Source organism: Sporichthya sp. (assembly GCF_013815995.1).
Classification (GTDB): Bacteria; Actinomycetota; Actinomycetes; order Sporichthyales; family Sporichthyaceae; genus Sporichthya.
In genome coordinates, this window is record NZ_JACDFE010000268.1 from 1 (window position 1) to 5,396 (window position 5,396).

Consider the following 5,396-nt stretch of genomic DNA (forward strand, 5'->3'; position numbering starts at 1 on the left):
ACACAGCACCACGAGCAGCACGACCGAGGAAACCGACTGCTTGTCGGAGTTCCACCGCACCAACTGGTCGAGGACGCCCAGGGCCACGCCGGCCGCGAAGGCCCGCGGGAGCGAGGACAGGCCGGCGACCACCGCGGCGGCCAGCGCCGCCAGCATCACCTGGGGGCCGGAGGAGGCGATCGAGAGGCTCAGACCTTCTGAGGGCGCGCGCAGGGTGACCGTCAGCGCCGCCAGCCCACCGGCGATCGTCCAGACCAGCAGGGAGAGCCGGTGCGCCGGGATGCCGAGCATGCGGGCGCGGTCACCGTTCTCGGCGATGCCGCGGATCGCGATGCCGGCGTCGGTGCGCAGCAGGAACCAGGTCAGCGCCAGCAGCACGAAGGGCACCACGAAGACCAGCGCGAAGTCGTTGCCCGAGATCAGCAGCGGGTCGACGTTCCACGTGTACTCGGACAGCGGGGTGCGGAACGAGCCGACCAGCGCCGGCCCGTCCAGCAGGGCGGGGGTAGCGGCCTGACCGGCCGCGAACAGCTGCGCGAGCCCGATGGTGGCAACGGTGACGACCAGTCGGGGCGAGCGGTCCAGCCGGCGCAACACGAAGCGTTCGACCAGCGCGCCGGAGAACAGCCCGACCGCGATGCCCGGGACGATCGCGATCGGCCAGGGCACGCCCTTGCCGAGGTGCAGCCCGATCGCGACCGAGGCACCGAAGCCGCCGATCCCGGCGAGGGCGAAGTTGATCACCCGGTGGCTGCGATAGGTCAGCACCAGGCCGACCGCGAGCAGGCCGGTGCCGGTGCCGATCAACGCACCGAGGATGACGACCCCGAGCGGGACCTTGTCCGGTGCGACCATCGTGGCGATCAGCAGCGCCACGACCGCACCGGCACCCGCGGCCGTCGGGCCCTGGGGCAGCCGCGCGAGCAGCCCCGGCGGGTCTGACGCAGCGTCAGCCCTGTGGGTGCTCACGACTCACGCAAGGTCGCGGGGTCACGGGCCAGCGCCTCCAGCTGCCCCTGCGCGCCGGGGCCCTTCGGCCAGCTACCGGGCTTGTAGCGCTTGCGGTCCGAGACGTAGGCCCCCGGCCGGTTGTTGTAGGCCGACGTGGCCGACCCGTCCCACCAGATCTCCCGGGCGTCCCGGTACGGGGCGAAGGTGCCCTTCGGGTACGCCCACGTGCCCGCCGGTCCGGTGCCGCCGGGGTAGGCCCGCATGCCGTTGGCGAAGGTCTGCGGCGTGAGGTTCGGACCGGCCATCTGCATGCCCGTGGCCAACTGGTAGAGGAAGTAGTAGAAGATGTCGACCCCGAAGATCGGCTCGTGGTTGGGGTCGACCGACTTCGCGGCGGCGTAGGCGTAGCTGGCCTGCTGCGGCTGCTCCTCGCCGAGCAGGGACAGGCCGAAGGCGTGCGACCACTGCTTCTCGTCGTAGAGCTGCGCCAGGACCGAGGTGTCCATGAACCCGACGCCACCGATGACCCACTCCGGGAAGTAGTTCTGCTGGGTCATCCGTGAGGTGAGCAGCAGCGGGGTCAGCGGGTCGCAGGCGAGCACGACGGTGGTGATGCCGTCCTTCTTCATCTTCGCCGCGATGTTGTTCGCCTGGTCGGAGAGCGTGGCCAGGTCGAGCGTGTAGTTGTAGCGGGTCATCGAGTTGCCCGCGGCCTTGACCAGCTTCTCGCCGGCGTCCGCGCACTGCTGGTACTCGGGGTTGTCCGGGGTGATGATGCCGATCTTGCGCGGCTTGCCCTTGATGCCGTCGCCGGCGTGGTCGGCGGGGTAGCCGAAGACCCGCTTGTTGAGGTACTCCGCGATGGTCTCGGACAGCGAGGTGCAGTCCGGGAACGGGCTCCAGGCGTAGGGCTGACGCTGCGTGAACCACTCGCGCGACATGTACAGCGCGCCGACCGAGAGCACCTGCTGGCGGGACAGCGCGTCCGCGTAGGGCTGGGTGAACGCACTGATGTCGGCGAAGAGGTTGAGCTCCTTGGCCGCGCGGATCGCGTCCGCGTTGGCGGCTTCCTGGCCGGCCCCGACGATCTCGTTGAAGACCGAGCCCTTGCCCTTCCACTGCACCAGTTCGATCTTGCGACCGTAGAACTGGAAGTTCTTCTCGAAGTAGGTGGTCAGGGCCTGGATGGTCCGGTCGAAGTCGCCCTGGGTCGCCACCGGGATCTGGTCGCCCTTGTCGCCGGCCAGATCGGAGATCGTGCTCTGGAAGTCCTTGATGTCCTCGACCGGGATGCGGAAACCGATCCGGATCTTGTCCTTGGTGACGCCGCGGTAGGTCGCGCCGCCGTTGTCCTTGCCGGCCGGCCACGCGATGCACGGCGGCGAGTAGGGGTCGCCGGGGACCTGCTGCTTGCGGTCGGCGCAGGCCCCGCCGGTGGCCGAGGCGGGCTTGCCGGTGCCCGCGCCGGGGGCGGTGACGGTGCCCGGCTGCGTCCCCGGAGTGCCGGGGACCACCTGGGCACCCGGCGTCCCGACGGTGGTGCCACCGAGGTCGGTCGGGCTGCCGTCCAGTCCGGTGGCGCCACCGGCGACGACGTTCTCCTCCCGCGCGATGGTCGGAACCAGCGTCACGATGAGTACGAAGGCGATGGCGAGCGCGAGGAGGGGTCCGTAGCCGCTGAACAAGCGACGCGGCGCGGCCCCCAGGGCGCGGGCCGGGCGGAGAAGTTTCATCGGACGGGACCTCCGGGTCGGCGGTGACCGGGAACGGACGGGCGGGCTGCGGTGAGGCTGGTCTGACGTGGCGTCAGGTCATGCGGACCCGGAGCCGGTCGGCGGCCGCGAGCAGGACCACCAGGGCGAGGATCAGCCCGGCGGCGAGCTCACCGCGATGCGCCGCACAGCCACCACCGTCGTCGTGGGTGGAACGGCAGGCCACCGAGACCGGGGCCATCTGACCCGAGGTCGGGGTGAGGGTGGTGGACGCCGGTGGGAGCGCGCCCGGCGCGAGCGGGCCCGCACCGGGCGCGACACCCAGATCCGGCGGCTGGACACCCGGGAAGATGCCCGCCGGGTTCAGCAGCGGCGTACCCGTACCGAACGGGTTGGCGTAGGTGGCGAACTCGGTGCCGGCGCGCGCGCCGCCGAGGGAGAACTCGACGGCGCCGTTGTCGCCGAGCGCGATCAGGGCCAGGTCGGCGACCAGGTAGCCGAAGCCGATGGCCTTGGCGAACCCGCAGTCCGGGGTCGCCTGGAACGGCGCCACCAGGTCCAGCAACCGGGTGCGCAGCGGCTGCACCGCGTCCAGTGCGGGGCCGAGCGCCGCCCGCAGCTCCGGGGTGCTGGACACGATCAGCCGCAGCGGGCTGACCGAGATGCCCGCCGCGGTCTTGGCCACCTCGGGCGCGACCAGGGAGAGCCCGGTTGCGGCCAGGGCGGCGTTGGCGGCGTCGAGCGCGGACTTGAGCTCGGCCGCGCCGGAGGCGGGGTAGTACTGCCCGGCGATCCGCATCGAGCCCACGGTGAACCCGGCGGCGGAGTCGGACCTGGCGCCGGTGCGGTGCTCGGCGGTCCAGTTCAGGCCTTCGAGGACGACCGCACCGTCGGCCAGGCTGAGGCGGCCCAGGCCGCTGACGGCCGAGGCCTCACGCTGGCTGCCCGGAGTGAGCTTGGCCGTCGAGCTCGCGGTGCCGCCGATCGCGGACAGGACCCCGGCCAGCTCGATGCGGGCGCCCTCGACGGCGGCGTCGGCCTTGCTGTTCGGCGACGCCGACCCGTACTGGGTGCCGAGTTCGATCGGGGTCCCGGCCCCGGCCGACGCGGTGCGCTGCTCGTCCGGACCGTCACCGGAGGAGATCGCGACACCGGTGGGCATCGAGCCCTCCGGGAACAGCGAGCCCGGGGCCACACCGCAGGCGACCGGCGCCTTGGACAGGGTCCCCAGCAGGCCCAGGTCCACACTCTCGGCCTCGGCGTTGCCCTGCTGGCCGGCGTAGCGGGTGCGGGCCTGCCCCAACCCGATGCCGACGGAGAGCCCGGAGGAGCGCAACTGCACCCGGGCGATGCTCGAGGCGGAGCTGCCCGTGCCGGGGATGAAGGTCTCCTGCGCGGCGACCGGAGCGGCCAGCGCCGCGGACAGCGGCAGCACGGCGACACCGGAGAGCGCGACGGCGCCGAACAGGACCGGAATCGAGGACGGACGCTTCATGAGTCCACCGCCGAGCGCGCGTCGGACGGGGCCGTTGGCTTCACCAGGGCGCCCATCATGATCGTCGTCAGCTCCACGGGGTACTTGCTCGTCATGTGGGCCAGCAGGTGCTCAAGTTCGGCGAGCATGTTGGCCTCGGGATTCAGAGCGTTCGCAAAACCCTGAAGGTAAAGCAGGTTACGCGAGAAGAGCACGAGCTCTTTGGGTGCTTTGAAACCAATTTGCATGAGCGAGCCGATCATCGCCTTCATCTGACGCGTGATCACGCTCAGATCGAGCGCATTGAACGAGGCGTCGGTGAACTCGGTCATCAGGAACTGGTACTTGTCCAGCTCCGCGATTGCGGCCTCCACGTCCGCGCCCTCGGGTAGGGCGCCCATCTCCACCGCGGCGAGCACCTGGCCGTGCGAATCCTGCTGCATGGACGCGATCAGCAGCCGCACCAGCAGCGCCCGCTCCCGAGCGTCGATGCGCCCGCACTCCGTAGTCGACGAGGGAGATCGAGCCTTCCTCGGTGACCAGCACGTTGCCGGAGTGCAGGTCGCCGTGGAAGACGCCGTAGATCAGCGCGTGCTCGAGCACCCCCGCTGCGGCCAGGCGCAGCAGCTTCCCGCCGTCGACAGCGTCGCCGTAGCGCTCGCGGGCCGAGGTGTAGGGGACGCCGGGAACCCGCTCCATCACCAGCACGTCGGAGGTGATCAGGCCGGGGATCGGACGGGGTACCCGGACGAAGCCGGTGCCCGCGGCCTCGCCGGCCGCCGCGACGTGGATCATGTTGCGGGCCTCGAGGCGGAAGTCCAGTTCGGTCAGGACGAGCTCGGCGGCCAGCGGCAGGATCTCGGTCGCGTTGCTCATCCGCGCGGACCTGCTGACCTTGGTCGTGCCGGCAGCGAGCACCGCCATCACGCGGAAGTCGGCGCCGAAGCGGCGCCGCAGGCCAGGGCGCTGCACCTTGACCACGACCTCGGTGCCGTCGAGCAGGACCGCGTCGTGCACCTGGGCGATGCTCGCGGCCGCACGCGGCTCGGGGTCGAAGGAGGCGAAGACCTCGGACAGCGGACGGCCGAGGCTGGCCGCCACGGCCACGGCGGCCTCGCCGGGTGCCATCGGCGGAACCTCGTCGCGGCACCACGCGAACGCCGCGACCCACTCGTCCGGCAGCAGGCCCTGCGCGGTCGCGATCGACTGACCGACCTTCACGTAGGCCGGACCGCCGGCGTGGACGAGTTGCTGCGCGC

The 5,396-nt window shown here is 71.4% G+C and carries 5 protein-coding genes; all 5 read right to left on the reverse strand.

Going from position 1 to position 5,396, the window contains the following annotated elements; genetic code table 11:
* Positions 1–969 (reverse strand): branched-chain amino acid ABC transporter permease (locus tag H0X00_RS21180; RefSeq protein ID WP_293774583.1); only part of this gene is annotated, 969 nt, incomplete at its 3' end.
* A complete protein-coding gene (locus H0X00_RS21185; protein WP_293774584.1) occupies positions 966–2,684 on the reverse strand; it encodes a hypothetical protein in 1,719 nt (572 codons plus the stop codon). The genes H0X00_RS21185 and H0X00_RS21180, both read right to left, overlap by 4 nt.
* A gap of 73 nt (positions 2,685–2,757) precedes the next feature.
* Positions 2,758–4,158: a hypothetical protein gene (locus H0X00_RS21190; protein WP_293774586.1), complete on the reverse strand. Its 1,401-nt coding sequence runs from the start codon at positions 4,156–4,158 to the stop codon at positions 2,758–2,760.
* Complete coding sequence (locus H0X00_RS21195) at positions 4,155–4,286, reverse strand: hypothetical protein (RefSeq protein WP_293774587.1); 132 nt, start codon at positions 4,284–4,286, stop codon at positions 4,155–4,157. The genes H0X00_RS21190 and H0X00_RS21195 overlap by 4 nt, the downstream gene beginning before the upstream one ends.
* 49 nt (positions 4,287–4,335) lie before the next feature.
* The coding region (locus H0X00_RS21200; RefSeq protein WP_293774589.1) for an AarF/ABC1/UbiB kinase family protein at positions 4,336–5,396 on the reverse strand (1,061 nt) is incomplete at its 5' end.